Origin of the sequence: Ferrovibrio sp., assembly GCF_019636075.1 — a bacterium.
Lineage (GTDB): Bacteria > Pseudomonadota > Alphaproteobacteria > Ferrovibrionales > Ferrovibrionaceae > Ferrovibrio.
Genome location: NZ_JAHBYG010000003.1, coordinates 119,454 through 144,768, shown reverse-complemented (window position 1 = coordinate 144,768; position 25,315 = coordinate 119,454). Strand labels below are relative to the sequence as shown.

Sequence of the window (25,315 nt, the reverse complement as noted above, 5' to 3'; positions counted from 1 at the left end):
CCGCCGATCGCCTTCACATCCAGGTTGCCCTTGGTCTTGTCCCAGAGGATCAGCAGCGGCGCCACGCCGGCGGCCACGTAATCCACGCTGTTGGTGAGCAGTGCGTCATTGGTGGCACTGCCGCCCGACAGACGCGCCCAGGTGACCTTGGTGGAAGCCAGGCCGGCATTTGCCAGGTGCTTCTCCAGGAGTTTCTGGTTTTTCACGATGATCAGCGGCAGATAGGCCAGGCCGAATTGCTGGGCAATGCGCACCTCATTGGTTTCGGCCCGCGCCTGATTGGGGGTAATGGCCGAAAGCACGAGAGCGGCGGTGAAACCGCCAGCCACCAGAAAACGTTTATACAGAGACATGAAGCACCCCTTTGCATCTTTAGGTCCGTGCTTGGGGCATCTTTGGTCCAAGCCTGGATTGACCAGAGGGTAGGGCGCAGCGTTTATTTTACAAAACTAAATTGGTTTGTTAATTTATATACAAATATTCAATGATATTATTTTTATATCTCGTGTATTTATGTGAATATATGATCGACCCGGCCCGGAGCCTGCCATGAGCATTGCCGCCACCCCATTGCGGAACCAGATTGCCGCAGAAATCCAAGGAATTAACTTTCAGCAAGGGCTGAATGACTTCTCCTTGGCCAGCCTGCTGGACCATTGGCACCGTTTTCCCGTGCTGGTCTTCCGAGGCCAGTTTCTGGACGACGCCTCGCTTCTGAGCCTGAGCCGCAGGTTGGGCAAGCTGGATCCCGCCCCCAATTTCGATACCGAAAAATCCCATGCCGACGGCTATCCCGAAGTAGCGGTGGTTTCCAACATCGTGGCCAAGGATGGCCGTAAGCTGGGCGGCCTGGGGGATGGCGAATTGTCCTGGCACAGCGACATGACCTATGTGCAGGATCCGCCGGTAGCCTGCCTGCTACAGGCCGTGGAAGTACCGGCCGAGGGCGGCGACACCTGGTTTCTGGATCTGCGCGCGGCCTACGAGGCCCTGCCCCATGACTTGAAAAACCGGATCGGCCGTCTGCGCCTGCTGCATGATGCGGGCTATACCAGCGCCGGCACCGCCCGGGTGGGAACCCGGCCGGGCCAGGGCAACTGGCATCCGCTCGTCACCACCGATCCGGTAAGCGGCCGCCCCTGCTTGCTGCTGGGCCGACGCTCCAATACCCAGGTAGAAGGCCTGAGCGCAAGCGAAAGCGCCGACTTGCTGGATACGCTCTGGGCGCATGCCACGCAGGAACAATTCATCCTCCGCCATAGCTGGCAGCCAGGTGATCTGCTGTTGTGGAATAATGTATGCGTGATGCACCGGCGCGATGCATTCGATCCGGCGGCTCGCCGGCTACTGCATCGCACTCAGGTGCGCCGCCTGTTCAATGTATGGGAGCGGTTCGCTTCCTACGCTTGAACCTGCCCTACCTGCATGAGCGGCTCAGATGCCGCCCATGCAGAGATATTTGATCTCGATGAAACTATCGATGCCGTATTTCGAGCCCTCGCGGCCGATGCCGGATTCCTTCACGCCGCCGAACGGCACTTCCGCCGTGGAGATCAGGCCCTCGTTGATGCCGATCATGCCGGTTTCCAGGGCCTCCGCCACGCGCCAGACCCGACCGATATCGCGCGCATAGAAATATGCCGCGAGGCCATAGGGCGTGTCGTTGGCCAGGCGGATCGCCTCGGCTTCGTCCTTGAAGCGATAAAGTGCGGCGACAGGGCCGAACAATTCCTCTTTCGCGCATTCCATCTCGGTGGTTACACCGGCCAGCAAAGTGGGCTGGTAGAAGGTGCCGCCGCGGCTGTCGCGCTGGCCGCCGGTGGAAACGCTGGCGCCCTTGGCCTTCGCGTCCTGCACCAGGCGCTCCACCTTATCCAGCGCATCCTGGTTGATCAGAGGGCCCTGGTTCACCCCATCCTCGAAGCCCTGGCCGACCTTGAGGGTTTTCATCGCCGCCGCCAGCTTGGCGGCGAAGGCATCGAATACCTTGTCCTGCACCAGGAAACGGTTGGTGCAAACGCAGGTCTGCCCGGTATTGCGGAATTTGGATGCCATGGCGCCGGCCACCGCCGCATCGAGATCGGCATCGTCGAACACGATGAAGGGCGCATTGCCGCCGAGTTCCAGCGACAGTTTCTTCAGCGTGCCGGCGCCCTGCCGCATCAGAATCTTGCCCACTTCCGTGGAACCGGTGAAGGAAATCTTGCGCACCAACGGGTTGGTGGTGAGTTCCAGCCCCACGGCGCGGCCATCGGCGGCCGTTACCACATTGAACACGCCCTTGGGCAGACCGGCCTTTTCAGCCAACAGCGCCAAGGCCAGCGCGCAAAGCGGCGTGTCTTCCGCAGGCTTCACCACCACGGTGCAGCCCGTAGCCAGCGCCGGCGCCACCTTGCGGGTGATCATGGCAATCGGGAAATTCCACGGCGTGATCGCCGCCACCACACCAACCGGCTGCTTCAGCACCACCACGCGCTTATCAGCGCCATGGCTGGGAATCACATCGCCATAAATGCGCTTGGCTTCCTCAGCGAACCATTCCACGAAGCTGGCGCCGTAAACCACCTCGCCCATGGCCTCCGCCAGCGGCTTGCCCTGCTCCAACACCATCAAGCGGGCCAATTGCTCCTGGTTTTCCATGATCAGCTCGAACCAGCGGCGCAGCATGGCGGCGCGTTGCTTGGCGATCAGCTTGGCCCAAGGCCCGAAAGCCGCATGCGCCGCCTCGATCGCGCGGCGCGCTTCCGCCGGCCCCATATCCGGCACCTGCGCAATCAAGGCGCCATCGGCAGGATTATTCACGGCAAAGGTTTTGCCGCTATCGGCAGCAACCCAGGCGCCATCGATATAGGCCTGGGTCTGCAACAGCGGCAGGGCGGGGGCCATCGAGTTCATCGTCATCTCCTGCAAACTTGCTTTGCCAATCCGGAATGCGGCATCTCCATGTTGCCGCCCAGCGCTTGTGTTGCGCCCGGAAGCACACGAAAAACGCGCCTAGACTCCGCGTTTAAACCCTATTGAAGCGGGAGGATTTAGTAGCACCAAAGCCGTGGCTTTTGAAGCTTCGCCCGGCAAGTCCAGACCGGGCGTGCCTGGCTAATCATGCCGGCGCCTGATCCAGCGCCGCAGACTACGCGGCAGATCGGTGGGCAAGGCGCGCAAGGCAAGGATGGCAAAGCGCAGCCAGAGCAGAACGGAAATCCCCGACAGCGTCCAACGCGGATAGAGGCGCTGGAAATGCTTGATGAAATAATAACTGGTGCTGCGGGTTTTATGCCATTCGACGAATGTGCGCGATACGTCGCTGGTGCTCAGATGATGGGTGATCGGCACATGGCCAGCATACCAGACCTGCCCGCCATGCTGCCCAACCCGGATGCATAGATCCACATCGTCGGCATGCAGGAACATATTGTCGTCCATGCCGCCAAGCCGTTCGTAATGATTGCGCGCGATCATCATGAAGGCGCCGCTGATCATCGGAACTTCGGCTGCCTCGCCAATCGGCGTATTTTCGTAATCGTGCAAACGGGCAAAATAAGGATGATTGGGAAACAGCCGGTCCAAGCGAATCAGTTCCACGAAAACCCGCCAAGGCGTCATGATCTGGCGGCGGCCCCCGCGCTGTTCGCGGCCATCGGGATGTTGCAAACGTCCGCCCACCAGCCAGGCCTGCGGCTTGGCATCGAATACATCGAGGATATTGCCGAACGTGCCGGGCGCAAGAACGCAATCGGGATTGACGAAAGCCAGCCGGTTCGCCGTGGCGATCGAGGCGCCCCGATTGCAGCCGGCCGCGAAGCCGATATTGCCCTGGCCGATTATCAGGCGGATGCGGGGTTCGGATTGCGTCAGAGCCTGCAATCGCAGGCGGCCTTCCCGCTCGATCCCGTTGACCACCAGGATCAGTTCGACCAGTTCGGGCTGGGCCAGCAAACTCTCGATGCAAGCCCACAGCACCGCCCCGGGATAATACACCACCGTGACCGAAGACACGCTGCGATCCTGCCTCGCCTTCGGCTTGCCATAGGCCTGCAAGACAGCCGCTGCCGGGAAATCGCCAGGCTGCTGCACCAGGCTCTGCCTGCCCTGGGAATGCGATTCTGTATCGCTGCTATTCATTACCGCTCAATTGCCATGGCCGATGCGAATCTGTCCCCAAATCTCTGACCGCAGATTGGCCTATTTACGCCTTGAAATCATCGGTCGGCGCACGGAATTACGCGATATGGTTGCTGATCGGCAGTGCCGCCGTCACACCCCACGACTTGCCGGATTATTGGCCAGGCAGGGCGCAAACACCCATATATTCCTGTAAAACATGGCTGAAATCCCGGTTTCCTGTTGACCCATACCGGATGGCCTCGTATTACGGCCATCCGGTCCAATCGCTGGGCCGGCATTGGCTGGGCCGAATTTCAATGATTTCTCCCCCGTTAGCAGACATGATTCGCTTTGCCATCTATGCCGGTCTGGCCGACATGGAAGCCAGTATCCGCCGCACCATTCTGGGGCCGCTCTGGTCCACCCTGGGGCTTGCCTTCCTGGTTGCCTGCCTCAGCCTGTTTTTCGGTTCCGTGCTCAAGCAGGTGCTGCCCGATTATCCCGAATACACGGCTCTGCTGGCTTCCGGCCTGATCGCCTGGACCTTCATGGCCAGTTGCGTGCATCAGAGCTGCAACCTGGTTTGGAGCTTCCTGAACACGCTGCGGCATAACCGGATGACCCTTGTTGTGCCGGTGGTGCGGGTGATGCTGCGCAATTTCGTGATCCTGCTGCTGAATATCAGCCTGGCGCTGATTATAGCATGGCTGTATTTCGGCCGCCTGGCCGTGACACCGCTGGCCTTGCTCGGCGGTATCCTGCTGCTGGTGTTGAACACATTCTGGATAAGCTATGTCGCCGCCTTGGCCAGCGCACGCTTTCGCGATTTGCCGCAACTGATCGCCTGGGGCCTGCACCTGGCTTTTTTCCTTACGCCGATCCTGTGGATCGAAGACAATCTTCCGCGCCACGGCTATCTGATCGATATCAATCCCTTTGCATCCCTGATCGCGCTGTTGCGTCATCCGCTGCTGGGCCTGCCCGTCACAGCCGAAATTTGGCTGGGCGCCAGCCTGATCGGCCTGCTGGGCCTTTTGCTTGCGCGCTGGCTGGGCCGCCATGCCGCGCATCGCCTGCCCTATTGGCTATAGCCATGGCCGGCATCGCATTGCGGCATGTGAGCGTAACCTTCCCGATGTTTTTTGCGGGAGACCGCTCGTTCAAGCGTAACCTGTTCGGTCCGCTGCTGGGGCCGCAATCCAGCCGACACCGCAACACGGTCATCGCCCTGGATGATGTTACGCTCGCGCTTCAGGGCGGCAGTCGCCTGGCCGTGCTGGGCGGCAATGCGGCGGGCAAAACCACCCTGCTGCGGGTACTCGGCGGTTTGCTGCCGCCCTCCAAGGGAAGCGCAGAAACCCATGGACGCGCCATCAGCCTGCTGGGCACCGGCATCGGTATCGACGCGAACTTTACCGCGCATCAGACCATCATCGGCCAGGGCCTGCTGCTCGGCTTCGGCGCGGCCGCATGCCGCCAACGACTGGAACGAGCGGTTGATTTCGGGGCGCTGGAAGGGGTTCTCGACCAGCCGCTCAATACGCTATCGCAGGGTGATCAGGTGCGGCTGGCCTTGGGCATCGCCGTGGCCTATGAAGCCGAAATCCTACTGATCGACGAGATGCTGGACCACCTGCAACCGGCGATGATCGACCGGCTCTGTAAGCATATAGAAAGCGGCATGCCGCCATCCTCCATCGTGGTGATCGCCGAACGCTCGAAAGCATTTCTGGAGCGCATTTGCGACCAGGCCGTGCTTCTCAACCACGGAAAATTGCTGGACAGCGGCCCCCTGGCTGGCATGCTGGAACGGCACCAGACCCAGTTGACCAGCTAAGCGCACGGCGCTGCCCGCCAATCAGCCCCGCCACTGCGCCGTCGCCAGGAGCCCGGCATGATTGATATCAAGAATTTTCAGGTTCGTGAGGGCAGCAAGGTCGATCTCAACGCATGGCCCACCCGGATAGCCCCGATCCATCGGACACAGGCTCAATATGATGCAGCGATATCAGAGCGCATAAAGAAACTCAGTGCGCTGCAGGAAAAGCTCTACGCCTCCAATCGATACGCGCTTCTGGTGATCTTTCAGGGCATGGACACCGCCGGAAAAGACGGCGTGATCAAACATGTCATGTCCGGCGTCAATCCACAGGGCTGCCATATCCGCAGCTTCGCGCATCCCAGCGCCACCGAGCTGGATCATGATTTCCTGTGGCGCACGACTCGCGAATTGCCGGAAAGGGGCATGATCGGGATCTTCAACCGGTCGTATTATGAAGAAGTGCTGATCGCCCGGGTGCATCCTGAAATTCTCACCGGCGAACATCTGCCGGATATGCGCCGCCAGAAAAAAACGATCTGGCAGAGCCGGTATCGCTCGATCCGGCATTTTGAAAAACACCTGCATGAAAACGGAACGCTGGCGATTAAGATATTCCTGCATCTTTCCCCGGAAGAGCAACGCAAGCGCCTGCTCAAACGCATCGACGATCCGCAGAAAAACTGGAAAATGTCTGCGGCCGATATCGAGGAGCGGAAATTCTGGAAATCGTATATGGACGCTTATGAAAAATGCCTGGCCGCCACCAGCACCAGGCAGGCGCCATGGTATGTCGTGCCGGCAGACGACAAACAGACCTCAAGGCTGCTGGTCTCGCAGATCATCCTCGACACCATGAAAACGCTGAATCTCGCCTTGCCCAAATCTGGCAAGAAACGGCAGGAAGAACTTTTGTTCCTGCGCAACCAGCTGACCGAGTGATATCGCCCCGGCGAGACGGAAGCCCTTCTGAATATTTGAGAAATACGAACGAAACCATCGCGCGAGCGGTCGCTTTGCTTGAGGCAGAGGGCGCTGGGCGGCCGCGCGGTCCGCAAGCTTGGTTGCAAAGCCGCAACCGAGATATCTGGCCAACTCCCATCATTAAACAAAATTGTTGACTGATGATGAAAGTGGTGTAATTTAACAATATGGTTGAACGAGAAGCAAACATGGATGATGTTTTTCAGGCGCTAAGCGACAGCACTAGGCGCGCGATGCTGCGCGATCTTGCGCGGGGCCCGCGTACGGTAACCGAACTGGCCGAGCCTCACCCGATATCGCTCGCCGCCGCGTCGCGTCATATCAAGGTACTCGAAGCCGCAGGACTGGTCCGCCGCGAGGTTAAGTGGCGAACCCATTTCTGCAGCCTTGAGGCAGCGCCACTGGCACGTGCTCATTCCGAACTGAGCTTTTTTGAGCAGTTCTGGTCGAGCCGGTTGGAGATTTTGGACCGTTTGCTGCGGGAAGAAGACGCGCAGACCACCCTTGCCGATCAGACAAAACCCCACGCGAAAAGGAAAAAAGACAAATGACCCGCATTGCAACGTCAGACGAATATGCTGAATTGCGCGATGGCTCGACACTGGTCATCCAACGCTGGTTTCCCGGTAGTGCCGCACGACTCTGGCGCTATCTTGTCGACGCTGAATTGAGACGGAAATGGTTTGCCGACGGCATCATGCAGAGTGCGGCCGGAACCGCGCTTGAACTTGTCTGGCGCAACGATGATCTGTCTGGGCCCGATGACCCAAGGCCCGAAGGAGTCGGCGGGGAACAGCGGATGCCCAGCAAGGTCATCGCGTTCGATGAGCCCCACAGGTTGGCCATCCTCTGGGGCCAGGGCCAGGTTATTTTCGATCTGGTCGAGAAGGGCAGCCGCGTCCTGCTGACCATAACCCATACAGGCCTCGACGCGTCCAAGATTGGGATATTTGCCGGCTGGCACAGCCACCTCGATATTCTGTCGGCCGAAATCGAGGGCAGCCACCGGCCATCATTCTGGCTGAGTTGGACCCGTCTGCGCGATGAGTATCTTGCGCGTCTGGCAGCGCGCCAGACGAAGTCGGCCTAAGGGCCGCACCGACCGCACCGTACATATTTAGACACTCAGATTTTCCGCCTGAGATCAAATGAAAGAATATCCGATGAGAAAACTGATTTCCGCCTTTAAGGTCTCGCTCGACCTCAAATTCCAGGGCCCCGGCGACTATGCCGATTGGGTACCGGCGTGGTCCGAGGACTACGACCTTGGCGACAGTATAGATGCTTGTGTTCTGGGTGGCGCAATGTATCGAGGCTATGAGGGGTATTGGTCTGCCATGCGCACGAATCCCGCAGCCCCTTCGCCGATGACCGGCACTGTTGCGACGGCCGACGAACTGAAATGGGCTGAGCGCATTCCCGATCTGCCGCACTATGTGCTAACCCGCGCGATGACAGAATCGCAATGGCCTAACACGCGCTTTCTCAACGACATCGACCGGATTACCGAACTCAAGCAGCAGGCCGGAAAAAATATTTACCTGATGGGCGGGGGTGCCATGTTCCGTAGGCTGATGGCGGAAGGACTGGTCGATGAACTTCGCCTGATCGTTTATCCGATTGCGGCGGGCGGCACGAACGACCTCTTTACGCATGACGCCTCGCGCCAGCCCTTTCGGTTGCTGAATGCCAAACGTCTGGACGATGGCCTTATGCGGCTCGACTACGCCGTCGCACGGTGAGACGCCAAAGTCGTGGGGCGTGCCGCTAGGCTAGCGCGACGCTCTCGGGGTCGCGCGTGTTCCAGGCATCCTCGGCAAGCCGAACCTTCCGGGCGGCAGCCTCGACAGACGTGAACGGCGGCAACGGCTGGCGTTCGGCTTCCATCACTTTTCTCCTTCTGTGATCGCGAGCCTAGCTCGCAGCTCTGCGTTTTCGGTCTCAAGCGCGGTCAGGCGATCGCGCAACGGCTGCACGGCATCGGCTATTTCCGCCTCGGTAAAGCGCGGGACGATGTGCTGCGGGCAGTTCCAGTCGAACGCATCGAGGTGCAGCCGCAGTATCCGCTCGGGCCTGGCCTTGTAGTCCGGCATGAAAACCAGTGCCTCAAGCTCCGGGTCCGAGCCGAGTGGCACGACCTCGACATGTGCGAGGATCTTGAGTCGGGTCCGGCGGGCATAATCGACCAGAATCAGGGCGGCGCGGTCGTCGGCGCCAAGGTTGCCGACGCTGATATATTGCCGGTTGCCGCGATAGTCGGGGAAGGCCAGCGTCTTGTCGTTGATGACTTTAAGGAAGCCCGGCGGTCCACCGCGATGCTGGACGTAGGGCCAGCCGGTTTCCGAGACGGTCGCCATGTAGAAACTGTCGCGTCGGGTGATGAAGGCAGCCTCGCCGTTCGTGAAGCGGTCGAACTGCCGATCTCCCTTGAAGTTTTGCCAGACATGAGCGCTGCCCATCTCGGCCTGCTTGGCATGGACACTCGGCGTCGCTGCGATATCAAGGAAACCATACGACATGGTCAGGCTCCACACACGTGAGGAAGGCGCGGGCCGACGATCGAAGCGACCGTCACCCCGCTGCGCGATCAGGCTGCCTCGGCGGCGATAACGACGGGAAAGTCGATGTCGGTCTGGGCAACATTGTTGAGCAGATTCGTGAAAACATTCTCGGCGGCGACGGCGACGATCTCGATGATCTGGCCATCGGAGAAACCGGCGTCACGCACCGCCTTGATGTCCGCATCGTCCATCTGGCCGCGTTCGCGCACCACCTTGGCAGCAAAACGCACCGCCGCGTCCGCTTTGGGGTCGCCGGATTTGCCTTTACGATTGAGGGCGATTTCCTCTGACGTGATCTTCGCCAGGTTCTGCCCGAGATAGCTGTGCGCCGAAAGACAGTAGTCGCACCCGTTCACCTGAGCGACGGCAAGGGCAATCCGTTCGCGCGTCTTGACATCGAGCGTTCTGGCGAGAGCACCGTTGTTGCCAACGAAGCCCTGCAATGCGGCCGGGCTGGTGGCAATCAGACGAAACATGTTTGGGACGACGCCGAGCTGCTTTTCGACCGCGTCGAGGATCGGCCTGGATGCTTCAGGGGCATCGTTGCGGTTGGGAATCGTGAGTCGGGACATGGCTTGTTCCTTTCTGGGTCCGAAATCGGAGCGGTTGATACGACACGGAAGATATTGCATTCCATATAAGGAGATAATCATGTAAAATTGAGAGTAATATTCTCGAATTATGGGATAGTGATGGACCGGCTCGACGCGATGAAAATTCTGCTGCGGGTGATCGACGCGGGGAGCTTTTCGGCCGCAAGCCGAGCGCTGGGTATGCCGCTGGCGACCGTGAGCCGGAAAGTGGGCGAACTTGAAGCCTATCTGGGAACGAGGCTTCTGACCCGCACCACCCGCAAGGTGGCGATGACCGATACCGGTGCAGCCTATGCGGTTTCAGCCAGACGCATCCTCGATGAACTGGACGAGACAGAGCGTATCGCCTCAGGGGAATTCCATGCGCCGCGCGGCGAACTCGTCGTGACGGCACCGGTCCTGTTCGGCCGGCTGCATATGCTGCCGGTCATCGCCGCGTTCCTGGCCGCCTATCCGGAGATCGACGTCCGGCTGGCGCTGTCGGACCGCAACCTTCACCTGCTCGAAGACCATGTCGATATGGCGGTGCGGATCGGCAACCTGCCAGATAGTGCCATGGTGGCCACGCGCATCGGTTCGATGCGTACGGTTGTGTGCGCCAACCCGGAACTGCTGGCCGCGCATGGCCTGCCCGAAACGCCCGAAGATCTAGCGAAACTGCCTATCGTGAACTTCGACTTCCTGTCGCCGGCTTCCGCATGGCCTTTCAGGCGAAAAGACAGAAAGGGCGACATCGACGTACCCGTCCGGCCACGCCTCTCCGTCTCGACTGCGGAGGCGGTGGTCTGGGCGGCGGCTCAAGGCGTCGGCGCGGCGCGGGTGCTGCATTATCAATGTGCCGACGCGGTGCGCGAGGGGGCTCTGCGCATCGTCCTGGCGGACTTCGAGGTCGAGCCGCTACCGGTTCACTTGATGCATGCGGGGCGTGGCGCGGTACCCTTGAAGATGCGCGTCTTCCTGGACTTCGCCGCAGACCGCCTGAGGAAAAGACTGACCTCACTCTGACGCCCCGACGATGGCCCTTCGGATTTTCGCATTACGTGCTGACAACAAGGTTTCGACGCGGCTCCGGAGAGGATGCATTTCGTCGCTTAGTGAAGCGAGGCACACAAACTCTGCGCAGGATATGGAACGGGCTATTCAACCGCAGCCAATTTGAACTTTACATCCGCCAATCGCGACCTTTTCGCCGAAAAATATTTTTCGGGGTATTTTGTGCGGGAAGCGGCGGTGTTTGGCGTTCTTAGAATAGGAGAGAATTAGGGAAGATGGCGCACCCGACAAGATTCGAACTTGTGACCTCTGCCTTCGGAGGGCAGCGCTCTATCCAGCTGAGCTACGGGTGCCAGGGCGTTCTGGCGAACAGGCCAATAAACGGGCCGATGAACGGGGCGGACCTTACTCGACCCCCTCCCCGGTTGCAAGACCGGGGCCGATCCGGAAGCCGCCCGCGCCCCCCCCGCCCGCGCCCCCGCGCCGGGCCTCAGGCCACCTTGCGGGTGAGATCGAGGAACAGATCTTCCAGATCGGCTTCCTGGGTGGTGAGATCGGAAATTTCCAGCCCCGCCGCCTGGATGCGGGCCAGCACCTGGGCAAATGGCATCTGGCTGGGCCGGTAATGCAGGCGCAGGCGCTGCGGCCCCAGCAATTCCGCTCCCAGCCCCTCGCCGGCGCCATCGATCAACGCTGCCGGCACGGCGCCGAGCGGACGGGCCAGTGTGAGGATCACATCCTTGCGATCCAGCCGGGCCAGCAGAGCCGGCGTGCTGTCGCAGGCCGCCACTTCGCCATGGTTGATGATGGCGATGCGGTCGCAAAGCGCCTCGGCTTCCTCGAGGTAATGGGTGGTGAGCACCACAGTGGTGCCGGCCGCATTGAGGCCCTTCACATAGGCCCAGAGCTGCTGGCGCAATTCGATATCCACGCCTGCCGTTGGCTCGTCCAGCACCAGCACCGGCGGCGCATGCACCAGCGCCTTGGCCACCAGCAGCCGACGCCGCATGCCGCCCGAGAGCGTGCGGGCATAGGCATTGGCCTTGTCGGTGAGGCCCATCGCGGCCAGGATTTCGTCGGTGCGTCGCTCCGCTGCCGGCACGCCGTAAAGCCCGGCCTGAAAATCCATCGCCTGGCGCGGGGTGAAAAACGGATCGAGATTCAGCTCCTGCGGCACCACGCCGATGGCGGCCCGGGCCTGGCGGGTCTGGCGTTCGATATCGAAACCCCAGATCGCGGCAGACCCGGCGCTTTTGCGGGTAAGCCCGGCCAGGATGTTGATGAGGGTGGATTTGCCCGCCCCGTTGGGCCCCAAAAGACCGAAAAAACAGCCCCGCGGCACCTCAAGGTTGATGCCCTTCAAGGCCCGCTTGGCGCGCGGGCCCTCGCCATAGGTCTTTTCCAGGCCTTGCAGGAGAATGGCAGGGGTTTCAGACATATCGAACCATAGGGCAAATGCTGGCATTGCGGCCAGGGATCGGGTAGGTATCATTCCGGTCTTCGCGCGTCAAATCCGAGGGTTGAAACCATGTCTGCAGCCGCCGTCAGCCAGGCGCCCACTGATGCGATTGAAACCGTGGTGGTGAAGTCTGCCGTTGTTGCCTGCGATGGCGATGGCGGCGCGCTTGGGCATCCGCGGGTCTACCTCAATATGGGCGAGAAACATTCCATCGACTGCCCCTATTGCGGCCGGCATTATGTGCTGGACGAGGCGGCCGCCGGCCATCACGGGCACTAGCTTGTGGCCGGCCAAGCAGACGCCGCGCCGCATCGCCTCTACCTGATCGACGGCTCGGGCTATATCTTCCGCGCCTATCACGCCCTGCCGCCGCTCACCCGCAAGAGCGACGGCATGCCCGTTGGCGCGGTTTCCGGTTTCTGCAACATGCTGGCCAGCCTGCGCGAGCGCGCCGAGGCCGATGGCCGCCTGAGCCATATGGCGGTGATCTTCGATGCCGGACGCGTCACCTTCCGCAACGAGATCTATCCCGCCTACAAGGCCAACCGCGACGAAACGCCGGAAGACCTGACCCCGCAATTCGCGCCGATCAAGCAGGCAACGCGGGCTTTTGCTTTACCCGCCATCGAGATGGAGGGGTTCGAGGCCGACGACCTGATCGCCACCTATGCCCGCATGGCCCGCCTGCGCGGCATGGAAGTGGTGGTGGTGTCGTCGGACAAGGATCTGATGCAGTTGGTGCGCGAGGGCGTGTCGCTGTTCGATCCGATGAAGAACCGCCCCATCGGCCCGACCGAGGTGATGGAAAAATTCGGCGTCTCGCCCGACAAGGTGGTGGATGTGCAGGCGCTGGCCGGCGACAGCACCGACAATGTGCCCGGCGTACCCGGCATCGGCGTGAAAACCGCTGCCGAACTGATCAACGCCTATGGCGACCTGGACAGCCTGCTGGCCCGCGCCGGCGAGATCAAACAGCCCAAGCGCCGCGAAACCCTGCTAACCAACGCCGACAAGGCCCGCGTCAGCCGCGAATTGGTGAAGCTGAAAGACGACGTGACCGTCGGCCCCAGCCTGGAAGACCTCGCCATCAAGGCGGTGGAATGGCCCACCCTGGATGCCTTCCTGGAAGAAATGGAATTCCGCACCTTGCGCGGCCGGCTGGAAGCTCGCTTCAAGGGGCTGGCGCCGAGCAGCAAGGCGCAATTGATCGACCCCGATACGCCCCGCCTGCAAGCCGAGGCGGCTACGCCCGAGGCCGCACCCGAAGCGGCCTATGAACTGGTGCAGGATATCGAAGCCTTACGCCGCTGGGTCGCCGAGGCCGAGGCCGCCGGCATCCTCGCGGTGGATACCGAAACCACCGATCTTTCGCCCACGCGCGCCGATCTGGTGGGGATCAGCCTGTCCACCGGGCCGGGCCGGGCCTGTTATATCCCGGTGGGCCATGGCGCACCCAATGGCGACGGCCTCGATCTCGGCGGCGGCGGCAGGCCGAAGCAGATTCCGCTGGCGGATGTGGTCGCCGCGCTGAAGCCGCTGCTGATCGACGCATCCGTGCTGAAGGTTGGGCAGAATATCAAATACGACATGGTGGTGCTGGCCCGGCATGGCCTGCATGTGACGCCGTATGACGACACCATGCTGTTGTCTTATGCACTCGATGCCGGCAAGCATGGCCATGGCATGGACGAACTGGCCGAGCGCCATCTCGGCCACAGCACGATCAAGTATGATGATGTGACCGGCACCGGCAAGGCACGTATCACCTTCGATCGCGTGCCGCTGGACAAGGCGCTGAACTATGCCGCCGAGGATGCCGATATCACCTTGCGCCTGCATCGTCTGCTGAAACCGCGCCTGCTGGCCGAGAAGCGTACGCGGCTTTATGAGGAGATCGAGCGCCCGTTGCCCGCCGTGGTGGCCGAGATGGAACTGGCCGGCATCAAGGTGGACAAGGCAGAACTCAACCGGCTGAGCGCCGATTTCGCCGGCCGTATGGCCGACCTTGAACGCAAGGCGCATGATCTGGCCGAGGAAAGCTTCAATCTCGGTTCGCCCAAACAGCTTGGCGAAATCCTGTTCGACAAGATGAAGCTGCCCGGTGGCAAGAAAGGCAAGACCGGCGCCTATGGCACCGGCGCCGATATCCTGGAAGACCTGGCAGCCCAGGGCCACGATCTGCCGCGCGTGGTGCTGGATTGGCGCCAGCTGCAAAAACTGAAAAGCACCTATACCGACGCCCTGCAGGAGCAGATCGGCACGGATGGCCGGGTGCATACCAGCTTTTCGCTGGCCGCGACATCCACCGGGCGCTTCGCTTCCACCGATCCGAATTTGCAGAATATTCCGATCCGCACCGAGGAAGGCCGCAAGATCCGCCGCGCCTTCGTGGCCGAACCCGGCCATGTGCTGATCAGCGCCGATTATTCGCAGATCGAATTGCGCATCCTGGCCGATATCGCCGATATACCGGCACTTAAACAGGCTTTCCTGGATGGCGTCGATATCCATGCGCTGACCGCCAGCCAGGTTTTCGACGTACCGCTGGAGGGCATGGATCCGATGGTGCGCCGCTCGGCCAAGGCAATCAATTTCGGCATCATCTATGGTATGAGCGCGTTTGGTTTAGCAGCGCAGCTCGGCATCCCGCAGCGCGAGGCCGCCGCCTATATCGATGCCTATTTCAAACGCTATCCCGGCATCCGCGCCTATATGGATCGCACCAAGAAGCAGGCGCATGAGCAGGGCTATGTGGAAACCGCCTTCGGCCGCCGCGTGCATCTGCCGAATATCAACAGCCGCAACCCGGCCGAACGCGCTTTCCTGGAACGTGCCGCCATCAACGCGCCGATCCAGGGCACCGCCGCCGATGTGATCAAACGCGCCATGGGGCGCCTGCCCGCCGCGCTTGCCGCCGACGGGTTGAAAGCGCGCATGCTGTTGCAGGTGCATGACGAACTGGTTTTCGAGGCCCCGGCGGATCAGGCCGAAGCCACCATGGCGCTTGCCAAACAGGTGATGCAATCGGCGGCCAAGCTGAGCGTGCCGCTGGATGTGGAAGCCGGTCAGGGCGCCAATTGGGATGACGCACATTAAGGCTTTCTAGATCGTGCGCGGCAATCCCGTGCAGCGCACCAGTTCAGCGCCGCGCAGCTTGATGCCATGCCAATCAGCCGTGCCGAAATCCACATCCGATATATAAGCGCCGGAGAAATCCGCCCCGCCCAAAGAGGCTCCGGCCACCTGCACCGGCAACATACGCATAGGGGCGCGCCCGGTAGGATCAATGATCGGCGCGCTGGCCAGCCTGGCCCCGCGCCACCGCGTGTCGTTGAGCTGGGCGCGGCTGAAATTGGCCCCGGAAAGCCCTGCCTTGGATAGATTGGCATGGCGCAAATCGGCTTCCGCGAAATTGGCCAGCATCAATTGCGCATCGGTGAAATTCGCGCCATGGAGTTTGCATTGCTGCAGATCGGCGCCACGCAGATCGCAACCGGCGAAATTCACTCCGTTCAAATCCTTGCCGGTAAGCACCGCGCGCTGGCCATTGGCACCCATGGTGGCAATCCAATGGCTATGCGCGGCCAGCACGATCTCTATCTCGGATGGCAATGCATCGCCCTTGCGGTAGATCGCACCCGAAAGCGCGGCGCCGGCAATATCCACACTGCGCAAATCCACATTGCGCAGATTCGCCCCGCGCAGATCGGCGCCGTTGAGATTGGCCCGGTCCAGCCGCGCGCCGGTAAGATTGGCGCCTTTCATCTTGGCGCCGGTAAAATCCGCCTCGCTGAGATCGGCTCCGGCAAAGCTGGCTCCGTTTAGATCGGAATCGGAAAAATCCGCGCCAACCGCCGAGGCGACCGAAAGATTGGCCTGTTCCATCTGCGCTGAACGGAATTTCGCGCCATCCACCTTGGCACCCACCAGGCTGGTATTCTGCACCCGGTCCGCCCCTTCGGCCATCACGATGCGGCCGGCGCGCAGGTCGGCCTGCTGAAACGACGCCTTGCGCAGAATCGCCTCGGCGAAATCGGCGCCGCGCAGATCGGCACGATCCAGAATCGCCTCACTCAGATCGGTCTGGCGCAGCTTGGCGCAAAACAGATCGGCACGCCGCAAACTGGCTGCCACCATCACCGAGTTGCTGAAATCCGCGCCAGGCAAAGTGGCATCATCGAGCATCAGGCCATTGAGAATCAGCCGTGAGAATTTGCCACCCGGCTGCTGCAGACGCGCACCACCAGGCCGGTTTGCGGCAAAGGCGGCATGGCGCGACAGCACCATGAGGATATCGCGTGATGGCAGGCGGGCCTCGGGCATGAACTGAAGCTACACTGCGTATGACGCGCGATAAAGAGCCGGGAAACTCTCTACCCTTAGTGGCAAGCCGTTGTTTTCATGCCGCGCAGAAAGAAAATAGCAGAAAAAATGCTGTATTCTCTCGCATTAACCATGTGGCTGAACCATTCTGAAACCCTATTACGATGCTCTACCGGTTGACGGCGCAAGTTCAGGAAACCAAAGCTGCGCCCAGGTTTACTACTCACGGCGTTTTTAACAGTCTTCACGTTCAAGCCCTGGTTAACTGGGTTTGACCAGCATCGCATCATCCCAGGTTCAGCATGCCTAAAGTCTCCTTCTCGTCCATCGGCCGCCCGCTGCGCATCGCACTGGGCGTCTTCCTGCTTGCGGTGTTTGCCTACACCTTGCTGCCCGGTACCATCACCGGCGGCGCACAAAGCGGCCGCATCAATGCCGATCTCATCACCTTGCGCGCACCGATCGATGGCCGCGTCAGTTTCGGGCAGGCGCGGGTGGGCGAACGCGTAACGGCAGGCCAATCGCTGGCAACCCTTACCTCGCCGCCAGACCGCGATGTGCGGCTGGCCGACCTGGAAGCGCAATTGAAGGCGTTGAACGAACGCCTGGCCGGCATCGATGCCCAACAGCAGGCTTTGGCGCCGATCCTCTCCCGGCTGGAAACCGAAAATCGTGGCTTCCAGACTGCGGTGATCGCCAGCCTGGATGCCCAGGTTGCGCAGGCTGTGGCACGCGTGCGGCGCTCGGAAGCCGCGATTGCCCTGGCCGAAGCGCAATTGAAGCGAATCCAGCCGCTGGCCGCCTCTTCCTTCGCCAGCACCGCCGAACTGGATCAACGCCAGGCAAATGCCGCCATGAGCCGCGCCGATCTGGTTGCCGAACAGAAGGCCCTGGAACGCCTGCGCAAGGAGCGCGAAGCCGCGCAGCAGGGCATCTATCTCAACGATTCCTACAACAACGCCCCCTATTCGCAGCAGCGCCGCGACGATGTGGAATTGCAGCGCCTGACATTGGCGACCCGTCGCGCCGATGCGGAAGCCGAGATCGCACAGGTGCAGCGCCAGGTGGATAGCGAACGCCGCCGCCGCATGCAGGTGGACGGTGCGGTGATGCAGGCGCCGATGGCAGGCATTCTGTGGCGCCAACTGGAAAGCGAAGACGCCACCATCGGCACCAGCACACCGCTGCTGCAGATCGTGGACTGCCGGCGACTGTTCTTCGAGGTGATCGTGGAGAGGCGCGGCGAGGAAACCCCGGCCATCGGCACTCCGGTGAATATCAGCTTCACCGACAACAGGCAGCAATATACCCGCCAGGCATATCTGGCCGCGATCCGCGGCGAACAGGATTCCGATCGCGGCGATATCGCCATTTCCGGCATGCTGCAAGCCAACCAGCTGCGACTGATCTACGCGCTGGCCGCACCGCCGGAAGGCAGCAACAGCCAGGCCTGCCCCGTGGGCCAGACCGGCTATCTCAGCAGCGCCGGGCCAGGCATCGGTGCAGGCATCAGCACCGGCATCGGGCGCGGGCTTGCCATGTTGCAAGCCGGCATCGATTCCGTCATGGCCCGGTTCAAACAATAATGCCAGACATGCTTTACTGGCTGCCCGGCGCCGCATTGCTGGCCGGCGCCCTGCTGCTGTTACCCACCATATCTCCCACCAACATGCTGGTGCGGCGCGGCATGATCCTGCTCGTGCTGTTGCTTTCAATCCGGTATTTCTGGTGGCGCATCACCCAGACCATTCCCAGCATCGACAAACCGCTGGACATGACTTTCGGCCTGATCTTCCTGGGGCTGGAACTGATGCTGGCCTTCAGCACCTTCATGTGCCTGCTCACCTTCTGGCGCCACCGCGACAACCGCCCACAGGCCGAACGCAATGAAGCCGAAAGCCATACACGCGCCGACATGCCGGCGGTTGATGTGTTCATACCCACCTATAACGAATCCTGGGAAGTGCTGGAACGCAGCATACTAGGCGCCAAGGCGCTGGATTATCCGCACTTCAAGGTCTGGGTGCTGGACGATACCCGGCGCGATTGGCTGCGCGAAAAATGCGCCGAAATCGGCGTGCGCTATCTGAGCCGACCCGACAACAAGGGTGCCAAGGCCGGCAACCTGAACCACGCGCTGAACATTTCCAAGCAAGAAACCGGCGCGCCCTTCATCATGGTGCTGGATGCCGATTTCGTGCCCAAGCGCAATTTCCTACGCCGCACCGTGGGCTTTTTCACCGATCAGCGCGTGGCGCTGGTACAGACGCCGCAATTCTTCTTCAACCCGAACATGCTGCAGCATAATTTCATGCTGTCGGAAAGCTGGGTGGATGAGCAGCGCTTTTTCTTCGACACATTGCAACCGGCGAAAGATGGCTGGGATGTTTCTTATTGCTGCGGCACATCATTCATTGCCCGCCGCGCAGCCATCGAGGCCGTGGGCGGCTATCCCACCGAAACCATCACCGAGGATATCCTGCTCAGCTTCAAGCTGATCGATGCCGGCTATATCTCGCGCTATCTGAACGAAAAGCTTTCCACCGGATTGGCGCCGGAAACCATCAACGAATATATCAAGCAGCGCAGCCGCTGGGGCATTGGTGCGATCCAGTCTCTGTTCGTGCAGGTCGGCCCGTTCGGCCGCAACAACCTGAAACCGGTGCAGCGTCTGTTGTTTCTGGAGACCGCCAATTACTGGCTGAGCCTGCCCACATTCTGCCTGTTCTCGCTGATCGCACCGTTGCTTTACTGGTATGGCGGGATCGCCATCCTGCATGCCGAACTGGCGGCCTACAGCTATCATTTCATTCCGGCCTTCTTCGCCTCCACGGCCTTGTTCGTATGGGTATCCTCGGGCCGGATCGTGCCGATCCTGACGGATCTGACGGAATTCATCTGCGCCTCGCGGGTGGCGCCCGCAGTTTGGTCGGCATTGCTGTTTCGCAAGGTGCAGCCCTTCCGCGTCACCGGCAAGGGATTGCTCAGCACCAGCGTGGAAGTGAACTGGCCGGTTTTCACCGAGGCGGCCACGTTGTTTGTGTTCACCGCCGTGGCGGTGGTGGGCTTCCACACCCATCTGGTGGACGGCTATCTGCCCGATGGCGGCGATCCGACGCTTTATGTATTCTGGAGTTGCTGGAACCTGCTGATCCTGGCACTGCTTCTGCTGCTGGCCATCGAGCGGCCGCGTATGCGCCGCGAAGAGCGCTTCCTGATCAATGAGGATGTACGCCTGAGCTGGGATGGGCAATCCATCACCACGCATATGGCGGATATGTCGGTATCCGGCGCGCGGCTGAACATGGCGCCCGAGCAAGCAATGCAATTGCGTGATCGGGCCGTGATCCTGGAAACCAGCGGCTGCCCGCCGATCCAGGCGCAGGTAACCGATGCCGGCGGGCGGCATGTGCATCTGCGCTTCGATGCGCCGGAGCAGCATGCCAGCATCGTGACCAAGCTTTACACCGGCCCCTATGACAGCGTGGCGCGCCGGGCGAATATCGTCACGGCGCTGCGCGGCGTGCTACGCAACGCTTTCGGGATCGATTGATCCCGAAAGCCGGCGCTTCGATCCGGCGCGATCAGGCTTCGCTGGCCTTCTCTTCCGAAACGGCAGCTTGGGCGGCGGCCAGGCGGGCGATCGGCACGCGATAAGGCGAACAGGATACATAATCCAGGCCGGCCTTGTGGAAGAAGCGCACCGAAGACGGGTCGCCGCCATGCTCGCCGCAGATGCCCAGCTTGATATTGCCGCGCGTCTTGCGACCGCGTTCCACCGCAGTCCGCACCAATTCGCCCACGCCGCTCTGATCAATGCTCACGAAAGGATCGCGGTCGAAGATGCCGGCCTTGAGATAATCCTCCATGAACAGCGAGGAATCGTCGCGGCTGATACCTAGCGTGGTCTGGGTCAGGTCGTTGGTGCCGAAGGAGAAAAACTCGGCATGTTCGGCGATCTCGGCCGCACGCAGCGCCGCGCGCGGCAATTCGATCATGGTGCCGACCAGGTATTTCAGCTTCTTGCCGGTTTCCTTGGCCACGGCAGCAGCCACGGCATCCACGCGGCGCTTGAGGATGTCGATCTCGGCCTTGGTGGCAACCAGCGGGATCATCACCTCTGGCTCCACCGCCTTACCGCCCTTGGAGGCTTCGACTGCCGCCTCGAAGATGGCACGCGCCTGCATCTCGTAAATCTCGGGGAAGGAGATGCCGAGGCGGCAGCCGCGATGGCCCAACATCGGGTTGGTTTCGGTGAGCGCCTTCTTGCGTTCCTTCAGCGCCTCGGCCGAAAGCCCGGTGGCCTTGGCCACGGCGGCAAAATCGGCATCGGTATGCGGCAGGAATTCATGCAGCGGCGGATCGAGCAGGCGGATGGTGACCGGGCGGCCGGCCATGATCTTGAACAGCTGCACGAAATCGCCGCGCTGCACCGGCAGCAGTTTGGCCAGGGCCTTCTTGCGGCCTTCGATATCGGCAGACAGGATCATCTCGCGCACTGCGGTGATACGGTCGGCATCGAAGAACATATGCTCTGTGCGGCACAGGCCGATGCCCTCGCAGCCGAATTTCACGGCGGCGGCGGCATCCAGCGGGGTTTCCGCATTGGTGCGCACCTTCAGGCGGCGCAGCTTGTCGGCCCAGCTCATCAGCGTGGCGAAATCGCCCGACAGCGCCGGCTCGATGGTGGGCACTTCGCCCAGGATCACTTCGCCGCTGGAGCCATCGATGGTGATCACGTCGCCCTTGCTCACCACGGTGCTGCCGACGGTCATCTTCTGCGCGGCATAATCGATGCGCAGCGAGCCGGCGCCCGACACGCAGGGCCGGCCCATGCCGCGCGCCACCACGGCGGCGTGGCTGGTGGTGCCGCCGCGTGCGGTGAGAATGCCCTTGGCGGCATGCATGCCGTGAATGTCTTCCGGCGAGGTTTCGATACGCACCAGGATCACGGCTTCGCCCTTGCCGGCCATGACCTCGGCTTCATCGGCGGTAAACACCGCCTTGCCGCAGGCAGCACCCGGCGAAGCCGCCAGGCCCTTGGCAATCACGGTGCGCGGCGCCTTCGGATCCGGCGTGGGATGCAGCAACTGGTCCAGCGAGGCCGGATCGATGCGGCTTACCGCCTCGGCCTGACCGATCAGCTTTTCCTTCACCATATCCACGGCGATCTTGATGGCGGCCTTGGCGGTGCGCTTGCCCGAACGGGTTTGCAGCATCCACAGTTTGCCCTGCTGGACGGTGAATTCGATGTCCTGCATGTCGCGGTAATGCTTTTCCAGCTTCTTGAACACATCCACCAGCTGCTTGTAGGTGGCGGGCATGGATTCTTCCATCGACAGCGCCTCGGCCCCAGCCGCCTTGCGCGCGGCCTTGGTGAGATACTGCGGGGTACGGATGCCGGCCACCACGTCTTCGCCCTGGGCGTTGATCAGGTATTCGCCGTAATAGGCATTGGCGCCAGTGGAGGGGTCGCGGGTGAAGGCAACGCCGGTGCAGGACGTATCGCCCATATTGCCGAACACCATGGCCTGCACATTCACCGCCGTGCCCCAGCTGGCGGGGATGTGGTTCAGGGCGCGATAGGTGATGGCGCGCTGGTTCATCCAGCTTGAGAACACAGCACCGATAGCGCCCCAAAGCTGGTCGCGCACATCCTGCGGGAAGGGCTTGCCCAGCTCTTCCTTAACCTTGGCCTTGTAAGCGCCCACCAGGTGCTTCCAATCCTCGGCGGTCAACTCGGTATCGAGCGTGAGCCCCTTGTCTTCCTTGTGCATCTCGAGGATTTCCTCGAAATGCTCATGCCCGACGCCGAGCACCACATCGGAATACATCTGGATGAAACGGCGATAGCTGTCCCAGGCGAAACGCTCGTTGCCGCTCTGGCGCGATAGCGCCTGCACGGTGGTGTCGTTCAGGCCGAGATTCAGCACGGTATCCATCATGCCCGGCATCGAGGCGCGGGCGCCCGAGCGCACGGAAACCAGCAACGGCATGGTGCTGTCGCCGAACTTGGCGCCCACCAACTTTTCAATCTGCGCCAGCGCGGTTTCCACCTGACCCTTCAGCGAGGCGGGGTATTTGCGGCCATTGTCGTAATAGGCCGTGCAAACTTCGGTGGTGATGGTAAAGCCCGGCGGCACCGGCAAGCCGAGATTGCTCATCTCCGCCAGATTGGCACCCTTGCCGCCCAGCAATTCGCGCATCTCGGCGCGGCCCTCGGCGCGGCCAGCACCGAAGGAATAAACCAGCTTGTCCTTGCGGACCGCGATCTGCTTCTTCGCCGGCGCCTTCTTGGCAGCACCCTTTTTGACAGCGACCTTCTTGGCAGCGACCTTCTTGGCCGGGGCCTTCTTGGCGGCAACCTTCTTCTTGGTGATTTGGCGAGACTTCGGCTTGGCCATGATCATTCACCCTTCAATCTGCGAAAAATCGGCAATGCGATCCATGCTTCCCGCAACGGCGGCAAGCAGGCTCAAACGGTTACGACGCAGCGCGGCATCGTCGCTATTGACGGTGACGCGCTCGAAAAACGCATCCACCGGCTGGCGCATCAACGCCAGCGCGGCAAGATACTTGGCAAAGCCCGCCGCATCGTCGGCGCCGCTGCGGGCATGGCCTATCTCGGTAAGGCAGGCGGCCAGCGCCTTCTCTTCCAGTTCAGCCAGAAAACTGTTGGCAATCTCGCCCAGAGGCAGATCGGGCGTTTTCTTCATCTCGGCACGCACGATGTTGTTGGCGCGGCGATAGGCGGTCAGCAGGTTGGCGCCATCCTGGCCGGCCAGGAAACCACTCAATGCCTCGGCCTTGGTAACCACGCGCAGCAAATCGTCGTCGGCGCTCTTGGCGAACACGGCGGTGATCACATCGTGGCGCACACCCTTCTCGCGCAGATGCACCTTCAAGCGATCCACGAAGAAACGCAGCAATTCTTCCGCCACATCGCGGCCGGCTTCGGATACCGCGCTCTGCATCGAAAGGGCCGAGGTGAATAGCGGACGCAGCGGCAGCGCGATGTTGTTTTCCAGCAGAATGCGGATCACGCCCAGAGCGGCGCGGCGCAACGCGAAGGGATCCTTCGAGCCGGTGGGCTTTTCATCGATGGCGAAAAAGCCAGCCAGCGTGTCGATCTTGTCTGCCAGCGCCACGCAGATCGCCACCGCATCGGTGGGGCATCCGTCATTGGGGCCCTGCGGCGCGTAATGCTGAGCAATCGCCTCGGCCACGGCCTGCGGTTCGCCATCTTCCAGGGCGTAATAGCGCCCCATGATGCCCTGCAATTCAGGAAATTCGCCCACCATGCCGGTAACGAGATCGGCCTTGGCCAGGGCAGCGGCACGACGAGTCTGCTTGGTATCGGCGCCGATCTGTTGCGCCAGCTCGAAAGCCAAGCGCTCCACCCGCGAAACCTTTTCCGCCAGGGTGCCCAGCTTGGCATGGAACACGATATCCTTCAGCAGCGGAAGGCGGCTATCCAGGCGCTGGCGGCGATCCTGATCCCAGAAGAATTTGGCATCGGAAAGCCGCGCGGCCAGCACGCGCTCGTTGCCCGCCACCACCTGCTTGCCGCCATCGTTGGTGAGCGTGTTGGCCACGATCACGAAGCGCGAAGCCAGCCGGCCTTCGGCATCGTTCAGGGCGAAATACTTCTGATGCGTGCGCATCGCGGTGGTGAGCACTTCGCGCGGCACCGCCATGAATTCGGTGGGGATCGAACCCAACAGCACCACAGGCTGTTCCACCAGGCCGGCCACTTCATCGGCCAGGCCAGGATCGTCCACCAGCGTCAGCCCCTCGTTTTCAGCGGCAAAAGCCGCATCCTTCAGGATAGTGGCGCGGCGGGTGGCGAAATCCGGTTCCACATAGGCGCCACGCAGCGAGCGCAGCCAGTCGCTGGTATCGCGCACAGCAAAACGCTTCGGCGCCATGAAGCGATGGCCAGCGGTGCTGTCGCCGGCCGTGAGATGGCCGAATGTGAACGGCACCGGCTGGCCTTCGAACAGGCAGAGGATGGAATGCAGCGGCCGCACCCAGCGCAGCGGATGGTCCGCCCAGCGCATGGATTTCGGCCAGGGCAGCTGCGCCAACGCCTCGGGCAGCAAGGTCTGCAGCACATCCACGGTGGGGCGGCCCGGCCGGTCGATCACCGCGAACCAGAATTCGCCCTTACCGGTATCGCGCTTCTCGCATTGCTCCAGGCTTTGCAGCCCCGCACCGCGCAGAAAGCCTTGCACGGCCGCATCGGGCGAGCCCACGCGCGGGCCCTTCTTTTCTTCGCGCAGATCGGCCTGAGCGCGCGGCAAACCCTTCACCGCCAAAGCCAGGCGGCGCGGGGTGACATAACTTTCGGTCTCGCCAGGATTGAGCCCGGCCTTGGCCAAGGCCTCGCAAACCAGCCGGCGCAGGTCTTCCGCCGCACGCTGCTGCATGCGGGCGGGAATTTCCTCGGAATGCAATTCCAACAGCAATTCGCCGATCA

General features: G+C 61.5%; 20 protein-coding genes, 1 tRNA gene and 2 pseudogenes. 12 read left to right on the top strand and 11 right to left on the bottom strand.

Features of this window, described 5'->3' with window-relative positions; translation table 11 throughout:
• Positions 1–353: pseudogene (locus KF827_RS02815) on the bottom strand (ABC transporter substrate-binding protein); the annotation flags it as partial.
• Between the two features lie 196 nt (positions 354–549).
• Between KF827_RS02815 and KF827_RS02810 the strand changes: the two are divergent.
• Entirely contained in the window at positions 550–1,410 is an 861-nt protein-coding gene (locus KF827_RS02810) for a TauD/TfdA family dioxygenase (protein WP_290999652.1), read from the top strand.
• 24 nt (positions 1,411–1,434) lie between these two features.
• On the opposite strand, the gene KF827_RS02805 is transcribed toward KF827_RS02810, so the two are convergent.
• On the bottom strand, positions 1,435–2,895 hold the full coding sequence (locus KF827_RS02805; protein ID WP_290999649.1) for an NAD-dependent succinate-semialdehyde dehydrogenase: 1,461 nt from the start codon (positions 2,893–2,895) through the stop codon (positions 1,435–1,437).
• A gap of 201 nt (positions 2,896–3,096) precedes the next feature.
• Entirely contained in the window at positions 3,097–4,122 is a 1,026-nt protein-coding gene (locus tag KF827_RS02800) for a glycosyltransferase family 2 protein (RefSeq protein WP_290999647.1), read from the bottom strand.
• 323 nt (positions 4,123–4,445) lie between these two features.
• Between KF827_RS02800 and KF827_RS02795 the strand changes: the two genes are divergently transcribed.
• The 6 genes from KF827_RS02795 (at position 4,446) to KF827_RS02770 (ending at position 8,649) form a co-directional block, all read left to right on the top strand.
• A complete protein-coding gene (locus KF827_RS02795) occupies positions 4,446–5,195 on the top strand; it encodes a hypothetical protein (RefSeq protein ID WP_290999644.1) in 750 nt (249 codons plus the stop codon).
• A gap of 2 nt (positions 5,196–5,197) precedes the next feature.
• Positions 5,198–5,941 carry an ABC transporter ATP-binding protein gene (locus KF827_RS02790; RefSeq protein WP_290999630.1) on the top strand — a complete coding sequence of 248 codons (744 nt, stop codon included), beginning with the start codon at positions 5,198–5,200 and terminating at the stop codon, positions 5,939–5,941.
• 57 nt (positions 5,942–5,998) lie between these two features.
• Positions 5,999–6,865, top strand: coding sequence for an ADP-polyphosphate phosphotransferase (locus tag KF827_RS02785; protein ID WP_290999627.1), 867 nt, complete (start codon positions 5,999–6,001; stop codon positions 6,863–6,865).
• Between the two features lie 230 nt (positions 6,866–7,095).
• Positions 7,096–7,458 carry a metalloregulator ArsR/SmtB family transcription factor gene (locus tag KF827_RS02780; RefSeq protein ID WP_290999622.1) on the top strand — a complete coding sequence of 121 codons (363 nt, stop codon included), beginning with the start codon at positions 7,096–7,098 and terminating at the stop codon, positions 7,456–7,458.
• A complete protein-coding gene (locus tag KF827_RS02775) occupies positions 7,455–7,997 on the top strand; it encodes an SRPBCC family protein (protein WP_290999619.1) in 543 nt (180 codons plus the stop codon). The genes KF827_RS02780 and KF827_RS02775 overlap by 4 nt, the downstream gene beginning before the upstream one ends.
• Before the next feature lie 58 nt (positions 7,998–8,055).
• The gene (locus KF827_RS02770; protein ID WP_290999616.1) at positions 8,056–8,649 is read left to right on the top strand and encodes a dihydrofolate reductase family protein; all 594 of its coding nucleotides are present in this window, start codon (positions 8,056–8,058) and stop codon (positions 8,647–8,649) included.
• Between the two features lie 28 nt (positions 8,650–8,677).
• Here KF827_RS02770 and KF827_RS02765 read toward each other — a convergent pair.
• The 3 genes and pseudogenes from KF827_RS02765 to KF827_RS02755 form a co-directional block, all read right to left on the bottom strand.
• Positions 8,678–8,794 (bottom strand): annotated as a pseudogene (locus KF827_RS02765) (DUF1348 family protein); the annotation flags it as partial.
• Positions 8,794–9,426 (bottom strand): pyridoxamine 5'-phosphate oxidase family protein, encoded by a 633-nt coding sequence (locus KF827_RS02760; protein ID WP_290999612.1) that lies wholly within the window; start codon positions 9,424–9,426, stop codon positions 8,794–8,796. The pseudogene KF827_RS02765 and the gene KF827_RS02760, both read right to left, overlap by 1 nt.
• Positions 9,427–9,494: 68 nt before the next feature.
• Positions 9,495–10,040 (bottom strand): carboxymuconolactone decarboxylase family protein, encoded by a 546-nt coding sequence (locus KF827_RS02755; RefSeq protein ID WP_290999609.1) that lies wholly within the window; start codon positions 10,038–10,040, stop codon positions 9,495–9,497.
• A 120-nt stretch (positions 10,041–10,160) separates the two neighbouring features.
• Here KF827_RS02755 and KF827_RS02750 point away from each other — a divergent pair, with 120 nt between their 5' ends.
• Positions 10,161–11,066 (top strand): LysR family transcriptional regulator, encoded by a 906-nt coding sequence (locus KF827_RS02750; protein WP_290999606.1) that lies wholly within the window; start codon positions 10,161–10,163, stop codon positions 11,064–11,066.
• Positions 11,067–11,330: 264 nt separating this feature from the next.
• Here KF827_RS02750 and KF827_RS02745 read toward each other — a convergent pair.
• Both KF827_RS02745 and KF827_RS02740 read right to left on the bottom strand, forming a co-directional pair.
• A tRNA-Arg gene (locus KF827_RS02745) sits at positions 11,331–11,407 on the bottom strand.
• 137 nt (positions 11,408–11,544) lie between these two features.
• Positions 11,545–12,492 (bottom strand): ABC transporter ATP-binding protein, encoded by a 948-nt coding sequence (locus tag KF827_RS02740; protein ID WP_290999600.1) that lies wholly within the window; start codon positions 12,490–12,492, stop codon positions 11,545–11,547.
• A gap of 90 nt (positions 12,493–12,582) precedes the next feature.
• Here KF827_RS02740 and KF827_RS02735 point away from each other — a divergent pair, with 90 nt between their 5' ends.
• Together KF827_RS02735 and polA are read left to right on the top strand one after the other, a co-directional pair.
• A complete protein-coding gene (locus KF827_RS02735; RefSeq protein ID WP_290999597.1) occupies positions 12,583–12,792 on the top strand; it encodes a zinc-finger domain-containing protein in 210 nt (69 codons plus the stop codon).
• Positions 12,793–12,795: 3 nt separating this feature from the next.
• A complete protein-coding gene (gene polA / locus KF827_RS02730; protein ID WP_290999590.1) occupies positions 12,796–15,609 on the top strand; it encodes a DNA polymerase I in 2,814 nt (937 codons plus the stop codon).
• 6 nt (positions 15,610–15,615) lie between these two features.
• Here polA and KF827_RS02725 read toward each other — a convergent pair whose 3' ends face one another.
• Positions 15,616–16,836: a pentapeptide repeat-containing protein gene (locus KF827_RS02725; protein WP_290999587.1), complete on the bottom strand. Its 1,221-nt coding sequence runs from the start codon at positions 16,834–16,836 to the stop codon at positions 15,616–15,618.
• A 302-nt stretch (positions 16,837–17,138) separates the two neighbouring features.
• Here KF827_RS02725 and KF827_RS02720 point away from each other — a divergent pair, with 302 nt between their 5' ends.
• Together KF827_RS02720 and KF827_RS02715 are read left to right on the top strand one after the other, a co-directional pair.
• Positions 17,139–18,422: an HlyD family efflux transporter periplasmic adaptor subunit gene (locus KF827_RS02720; protein ID WP_290999583.1), complete on the top strand. Its 1,284-nt coding sequence runs from the start codon at positions 17,139–17,141 to the stop codon at positions 18,420–18,422.
• Entirely contained in the window at positions 18,422–20,389 is a 1,968-nt protein-coding gene (locus KF827_RS02715; RefSeq protein ID WP_290999580.1) for a cellulose synthase catalytic subunit, read from the top strand. Before KF827_RS02720 ends, KF827_RS02715 begins: the two co-directional genes overlap by 1 nt.
• A gap of 31 nt (positions 20,390–20,420) precedes the next feature.
• Here KF827_RS02715 and ppdK read toward each other — a convergent pair whose 3' ends face one another.
• A complete protein-coding gene (gene ppdK, locus KF827_RS02710) occupies positions 20,421–23,240 on the bottom strand; it encodes a pyruvate, phosphate dikinase (RefSeq protein WP_290999577.1) in 2,820 nt (939 codons plus the stop codon).
• A 6-nt stretch (positions 23,241–23,246) separates the two neighbouring features.
• On the bottom strand, positions 23,247–25,313 hold the full coding sequence (gene glyS, locus KF827_RS02705; RefSeq protein ID WP_290999673.1) for a glycine--tRNA ligase subunit beta: 2,067 nt from the start codon (positions 25,311–25,313) through the stop codon (positions 23,247–23,249).
• Positions 25,314–25,315 lie beyond the last annotated feature (2 nt).

What these genes read in the sequence shown, in the direction of transcription:
- KF827_RS02795 (WP_290999644.1), top strand. Translation starts at nt 4,446, where the DNA reads ATGATTCGCTTTGCCATCTATGCCGGTCTGGCCGACATGGAAGCCAGT.
- KF827_RS02810 (WP_290999652.1), top strand. Translation starts at nt 550, where the DNA reads ATGAGCATTGCCGCCACCCCATTGCGGAACCAGATTGCCGCAGAAATC.
- KF827_RS02720 (WP_290999583.1), top strand. Translation starts at nt 17,139, where the DNA reads ATGCCTAAAGTCTCCTTCTCGTCCATCGGCCGCCCGCTGCGCATCGCA.
- KF827_RS02780 (WP_290999622.1), top strand. Translation starts at nt 7,096, where the DNA reads ATGGATGATGTTTTTCAGGCGCTAAGCGACAGCACTAGGCGCGCGATG.
- KF827_RS02785 (WP_290999627.1), top strand. Translation starts at nt 5,999, where the DNA reads ATGATTGATATCAAGAATTTTCAGGTTCGTGAGGGCAGCAAGGTCGAT.
- KF827_RS02805 (WP_290999649.1), bottom strand. Translation starts at nt 2,895, where the DNA reads ATGAACTCGATGGCCCCCGCCCTGCCGCTGTTGCAGACCCAGGCCTAT.
- KF827_RS02800 (WP_290999647.1), bottom strand. Translation starts at nt 4,122, where the DNA reads ATGAATAGCAGCGATACAGAATCGCATTCCCAGGGCAGGCAGAGCCTG.
- KF827_RS02740 (WP_290999600.1), bottom strand. Translation starts at nt 12,492, where the DNA reads ATGTCTGAAACCCCTGCCATTCTCCTGCAAGGCCTGGAAAAGACCTAT.
- KF827_RS02760 (WP_290999612.1), bottom strand. Translation starts at nt 9,426, where the DNA reads ATGTCGTATGGTTTCCTTGATATCGCAGCGACGCCGAGTGTCCATGCC.
- KF827_RS02750 (WP_290999606.1), top strand. Translation starts at nt 10,161, where the DNA reads ATGGACCGGCTCGACGCGATGAAAATTCTGCTGCGGGTGATCGACGCG.
- KF827_RS02775 (WP_290999619.1), top strand. Translation starts at nt 7,455, where the DNA reads ATGACCCGCATTGCAACGTCAGACGAATATGCTGAATTGCGCGATGGC.
- KF827_RS02790 (WP_290999630.1), top strand. Translation starts at nt 5,198, where the DNA reads ATGGCCGGCATCGCATTGCGGCATGTGAGCGTAACCTTCCCGATGTTT.
- KF827_RS02735 (WP_290999597.1), top strand. Translation starts at nt 12,583, where the DNA reads ATGTCTGCAGCCGCCGTCAGCCAGGCGCCCACTGATGCGATTGAAACC.
- KF827_RS02755 (WP_290999609.1), bottom strand. Translation starts at nt 10,040, where the DNA reads ATGTCCCGACTCACGATTCCCAACCGCAACGATGCCCCTGAAGCATCC.
- KF827_RS02725 (WP_290999587.1), bottom strand. Translation starts at nt 16,836, where the DNA reads ATGCCCGAGGCCCGCCTGCCATCACGCGATATCCTCATGGTGCTGTCG.
- KF827_RS02715 (WP_290999580.1), top strand. Translation starts at nt 18,422, where the DNA reads ATGCCAGACATGCTTTACTGGCTGCCCGGCGCCGCATTGCTGGCCGGC.
- KF827_RS02770 (WP_290999616.1), top strand. Translation starts at nt 8,056, where the DNA reads ATGAAAGAATATCCGATGAGAAAACTGATTTCCGCCTTTAAGGTCTCG.
- ppdK (WP_290999577.1), bottom strand. Translation starts at nt 23,240, where the DNA reads ATGGCCAAGCCGAAGTCTCGCCAAATCACCAAGAAGAAGGTTGCCGCC.